Consider the following 4,453-nt stretch of genomic DNA (forward strand, 5'->3'; position numbering starts at 1 on the left):
TTCCCGATGCAAGTCGTGTAGTCTCCATCGGCGGGTCGATCACCGAAATCATCTATGATCTGGGTGAGGAGGGACGGTTGGTCGGTCGCGATACCACCAGCGTTTTCCCCGAAGCTGCGCACAAGATACCTGACGTCGGATACATGCGTGCATTGTCTCCGGAAGGCGTCCTGTCGATCAACCCGACTGCGATCATTGCCGTTGAGGGTTCGGGCCCACGTGAAGCTATCGACGTGTTGAAAAAAGCCAGCGTACCTTTCGTGTTCGTTCCGGAAAACTACACCGCCGAAAGCGTGTCGGAAAAGATTCGGATTGTCGGCAAGGCACTTGGCGTTGAGGACAAGGCCGAAAAGCTATCTGCCAAAGTCGAGAAGGAATTGGCGGCAGCGGAAGCCGAAACCAAAAATATCAAGACCCGCAAACGTGTGCTCTTCGTCCTCAGTGCCACAGGCGGAAAAATCATGGCAGCGGGTACCAAGACGGCGGCTGATGGAATTATCGAACTTGCAGGCGGCGATAACGTCGTCACCGGGTATTCCGGCTACAAGACAATGACCGACGAAGCGATCCTCACGGCACAGCCGGACGTCATTCTGGTGATGGATATCCACGGGCCGCGCGCTACAACCGACGCGGATCTTCTCGCTAACAAGGCAATTGCAGTGACGCCTGCCGGTCAGAAAAAAAACATCGTGCGCATGGGCGGGCAGTATCTGCTCGGTTTCGGGCCGCGGACGGCGGAAGCGGTGCACGATCTGGCCAAGGCATTCTACGGATCTGAAGCAAGCCAATGAGCGAGTCTGTCTTGATGCGACCTGTGGCTCTTCGGTCGGGACAAGGCAAGACCCGTCCAGAAGGCGACCGCTCATTCCTGGCGAAGGGCATCATCGTCGTGCTGGGCTTTGCTCTGCTGGCGACAATGCTGTTCAGCCTTGCCGCCGGCGCGTCCGACGCTTCGGTCATATCTGTTGTCAGCGCTTTGGTTCGAGGCGCAAGCAGTGACGGTAATGTCCTTTCCCTGCGCGACAGCATCATCATCTGGGATATAAGGTTGCCACGCATTATTCTCGGCGCGATGATCGGAGCGTCGCTTGCTGTCTCCGGTGCGGTGATGCAGGGCCTATTTCGCAATCCGCTTGCGGATCCCGGTATTGTCGGCGTCTCCGCGGGTGCGGGACTTGGTGCCGTCAGCGTCATTGTCCTTGGTGGAACGGTGCTGGCACCCTTCATTGCGACCTTCAGTATATTTGCCCTGCCGGTTGCCGCCTTTATCGGCGCCCTTGTTTTCACGCTCATTCTCTATGCCGTAGCCACGCGGCGCGGACAAACCTCCATCGCCACAATGCTACTGGCCGGTATTGCACTCGGCGCCATGGCCATGGCGTATATAGGTCTCCTGACATTTCTTGCCGATGACAGGCAGTTGCGCGATCTGACGTTCTGGACACTGGGGTCGCTTGCCGGCTCCAATTGGGCCAAGATGGCTGCGGCTGGTCCCTTTATCGTGTTGGCGCTGCTGGTTTCTCCCTTTCTTGGGCGCGGCCTCAATGCCCTGGCACTTGGTGAAGCCTCGGCAAGCCACCTCGGCATTCCGGTCCAGCGTTTCAAGCGCGTGGCCATCATTGTGGTCGCTGCCGCAACTGGCGCCTCCGTTGCCGTTAGCGGTGGCATCGGCTTCGTCGGCGTTGTCGTGCCGCATTTGCTTCGGTTGGTCATTGGGCCGGACCATCGCTATCTGCTCCCGGCATCGGCACTCCTGGGTGCGAGCCTGCTGCTGCTCGCGGACGCCATTAGCCGCACCATCGTCACGCCTTCGGAATTGCCGATTGGCATCGTTACGGCAGCTGTCGGAGCGCCTTTCTTCCTGTGGATATTGCTGCGCCGCCGCGGCATTGTGGATCTTTGACCATGATCAGCCTTTCCAACGTCAACGTCATGCTTGGACGCAAGGCCATCGTCAAAGATGCGAGTTTCGATGCTCAGGCGGGGGGACTGACTGTCATCGTTGGCCCGAACGGTTCAGGCAAGACGACGCTGATGCGGGCGCTTTCCGGCGATCTGCCTTTCACCGGGCGCATAACGATCAACGGACACTCACTCAGCCATCTGAAACCGTGGCAGATAGCCGCCATGCGGGCGATCCTGCCGCAATCGACGTCGCTGTCCTTTCCATTCACCGTACGCGAAATTGTCAGGCTCGGTCTTACCAGCGGTCGTTCCGGCGCGACGCATCAAGTTGCCGAGAACCTGCCGGACGAGGCGCTGGCACTCGTCGATCTTGCTGGCTTTGGCGGTCGTTTCTACCAGGAACTTTCCGGAGGCGAACAGCAGCGCGTGCAACTTGCGCGCGTCCTCTGTCAGGTCTGGCAGCCAGTTCTGGATGGTCAGCCGCGCTTCCTCTTTCTCGACGAGCCCGTCTCTAGTCTTGATATCAAGCATCAGCTCATAATCATGCAGATCGCCCGCGCCTTTGCCACGCGTGGCGGCGGAGTAATCGCGATTCTGCATGATCTCAATCTGACCTCTATGTATGCGGACCGCGTCGTGGTCATGCACGGGGGCTGTATTGATAGCGTGGGTACACCCGCGGAGGTCCTTACAGACGACCGTATCCTGCGTGTCTATGAGTGTGCATTGAAAGTCGGCGCCTTGCCCGACAAGCATGTGCCTTTTGTCTTGCCGCAATCGGCGTCGATGTCGGTCCGTCCATAGTCAGGCGGCGGCACCAAAGGCGATCTTGCCAAGTATGGTTTCGATGATGGGTGCGCCAGCTTCTGTCTGCGCAACCACAAGCGGTGTTTCGCCGCCGAGTTCAGGCAGCGTTCGACGCCGCCAGCGGCTGGCCTTTTCCTTATCGCCAAACGTTTCTTCAGCCAGTGTCTGATGCTCGTCAAACGGACTGTCCTCCTGCTGGATTCATTAAGGCCTGGTTGGTGCAGACGACCACCACAAGTGCGACATATCATGCCGCCAACAGAATTGACTTGTTGACATAAAGATATCTTTATGTGACCCTGACACCTCATCCGGATCATGGATCATGAGGCGTGCCGAGTTATGAATATTGCGGTTGATAATCTGTTTGGTCCCATGGATTTTCCTCGGGACGGCTCCGAAGTTTTTGCAGCTTTGACCAAGGCAGCGAAAGAACGGATACTGATTCTCGACGGCGCCATGGGCACGCAGATTCAAGGCCTTAGCCTCAACGAAGATGACTTTCGCGGCGATCGCTTTGCGGATTGTTCCTGCCATCTGCAGGGCAACAATGATCTCCTGATCCTGACCCAACCGCAAGCCATCGAAGATATCCACTACGCCTATGCCATGGCGGGCGCCGATATCCTCGAGACCAACACATTTTCCTCCACCACGATCGCCCAGGCCGACTACAGCATGGAAGAGGTGGTGTATGAACTTAACCGCGATGGCGCGCGGCTTGCCCGCCGTGCCGCATTGAAAGCCGAACAGAMGGATGGCCGCCGCAGGTTTGTCGCCGGAGCGCTTGGCCCGACAAACCGCACCGCATCGATTTCCCCTGATGTCAACAATCCCGGCTATCGCGYTGTCACTTTCGACGACTTGCGCACCGCCTATGGGACCCAAGTGCGTGGCCTCATCGATGGCGGCGCGGACATCATCCTCATCGAGACCATCTTCGACACACTGAACGCCAAAGCGGCTATCTTCGCCACGAACGAAGTGTTCGAAGAGAAGGGGATCACCCTTCCGGTGATGATCTCCGGCACGATTACCGACCTTTCCGGCCGCACGCTTTCCGGCCAGACGCCGACCGCTTTCTGGCATTCGGTCCGTCACGCCAAGCCCTTCACCATCGGCTTGAATTGTGCCCTCGGCGCCAATGCCATGCGCGCGCATCTCGCCGAGATTTCCAGCGTCGCGGATACGTTCGTCTGCGCCTATCCCAATGCGGGCCTGCCCAACGAATTCGGCCAGTACGACGAGAGCCCGGAAGCGATGGCAGCGCAGCTCGAGGGTTTCGCCAGCGAAGGCCTGCTCAATATCGTGGGCGGCTGCTGCGGTTCGACCCCAGAGCATATCAAGGCAATCGCCGAAGCAGTTAGCAAATACAAACCGCGCGAGATCCCCGAGACGGAAACGCATATGCGCCTGTCGGGCCTCGAACCTTTCACGCTGACCAAGGATATTCCGTTCGTTAATGTCGGAGAGCGCACCAACATCACCGGCTCCGCGAAGTTCCGCAAACTCATCACTGCCGGCGATTTTGCCACGGCATTGGATGTCGCGCGCGATCAGGTGGCGAATGGGGCACAGATCATCGACATCAACATGGACGAAGGCCTGATCGACAGTGAAAAGGCCATGGTCGAATTCTTGAACCTCATCGCGGCAGAACCCGATATCGCCCGCGTTCCGGTGATGATCGACAGTTCGAAGTGGGACGTCATCGAAGCGGGCCTGAAGTGCGTGCAAG

At 58.3% G+C, this 4,453-nt stretch carries 5 protein-coding genes; 4 read left to right on the plus strand and 1 reads right to left on the minus strand.

The features are described from left to right. From ACXJ5O_RS19890 to ACXJ5O_RS19900, 3 genes are all read left to right on the plus strand, one after another. Window positions 1–794 (plus strand): heme/hemin ABC transporter substrate-binding protein (locus ACXJ5O_RS19890; RefSeq protein WP_457301402.1); only part of this gene is annotated, 794 nt, incomplete at its 5' end. 14 nt (window positions 795–808) lie between these two features. After that, window positions 809–1,906: a FecCD family ABC transporter permease gene (locus ACXJ5O_RS19895; protein WP_457301405.1), complete on the plus strand. Its 1,098-nt coding sequence runs from the start codon at window positions 809–811 to the stop codon at window positions 1,904–1,906. A 2-nt stretch (window positions 1,907–1,908) separates the two neighbouring features. Further along, on the plus strand, window positions 1,909–2,712 hold the full coding sequence (locus ACXJ5O_RS19900; RefSeq protein ID WP_457301403.1) for a heme ABC transporter ATP-binding protein: 804 nt from the start codon (window positions 1,909–1,911) through the stop codon (window positions 2,710–2,712). Here the strand turns inward: ACXJ5O_RS19900 and ACXJ5O_RS19905 are convergent, their stop codons facing one another. After that, window positions 2,713–2,916, minus strand: coding sequence for an antitoxin Xre/MbcA/ParS toxin-binding domain-containing protein (locus ACXJ5O_RS19905; RefSeq protein ID WP_457301406.1), 204 nt, complete (start codon window positions 2,914–2,916; stop codon window positions 2,713–2,715). Between the two features lie 141 nt (window positions 2,917–3,057). On the opposite strand from ACXJ5O_RS19905, the gene ACXJ5O_RS19910 reads away from it, so the two are divergent. Further along, window positions 3,058–4,453: homocysteine S-methyltransferase family protein (locus ACXJ5O_RS19910; RefSeq protein WP_457301404.1), on the plus strand; the 1,396-nt coding region annotated here is incomplete at its 3' end.

The organism is Phyllobacterium sp. P5_D12 (assembly GCF_054049495.1).

Bases quoted from the DNA above. Each gene is read 5' to 3' on its own strand.
- ACXJ5O_RS19900 (WP_457301403.1), top strand. From the start codon at position 1,909: ATGATCAGCCTTTCCAACGTCAACGTCATGCTTGGACGCAAGGCCATC.
- ACXJ5O_RS19895 (WP_457301405.1), top strand. From the start codon at position 809: ATGCGACCTGTGGCTCTTCGGTCGGGACAAGGCAAGACCCGTCCAGAA.